Origin of the sequence: Aequorivita sp. 609 (genome assembly GCF_014212065.1) — a bacterium.
Classification (GTDB): Bacteria; Bacteroidota; Bacteroidia; order Flavobacteriales; family Flavobacteriaceae; genus Aequorivita; species Aequorivita sinensis.
On record NZ_JACJVM010000162.1, the window covers coordinates 1 to 672 of the forward strand.

Consider the following 672-nt stretch of genomic DNA (forward strand, 5'->3'; position numbering starts at 1 on the left):
TTATGTAATCAAAGCCCCACTGGCGTTTTAAGGTGCCGTAAGGGTGTTCGACCAGCGCCTGACGTTGTTTATAGCGTTGTTTGTTCTGGGTCACTCGATGGGCATTAGCTTCTATATATGGGGCGTACTCACTGCGTTGAACAATTTTTCCGTTTTTTGCCTTGGTGCATAAACTGCGAACTGAACAACCTTTGCACGCCTTGGTTTTGTACTGTTTAAAAGTGTAGTTTCTTGTTTTATAGTGGCTTTGGTTACTGGTTAGTTTATGTCCTTCGGGGCAGGTGTAGGTGTCGGTTTTTTGATTGTATATAAAATTCTCGGCATTGTACTTCGGATGCGGTGCCTGGCTAGCACGCCCAATGGCGGGTATGGCCACAAGCGTTTTAATGTCTAGCTGATGGGCCGTACAAAACTCACTTCCGGTATGATAGCCTTTGTCGTAAAGGGCGGTAAACTTGTTGGTTCGTAAAATGGATTTGGCCCGGCGCAACATCATGCCCATGGCTTTCTTATCGTTTTGATTGGTTAGTTTGTAATCGATAAGTATTTTGTTTTGATCATCCACAGTAGTTTGAAGTGTGTAGCAAACCTCAGTGATCATTCCCCGTACAATTTGGTGTCTACTATCAGGATCTGATGTGGATAATTGCGGATTTTCCGAACTTTTGTCCG

1 protein-coding gene is annotated in these 672 nt (G+C 44.0%); it reads right to left on the reverse strand.

Annotated features, from left to right (window positions below; genetic code table 11):
• Positions 1-672 (reverse strand): transposase (locus H4O20_RS13140; protein ID WP_185099559.1); only part of this gene is annotated, 672 nt, incomplete at both ends.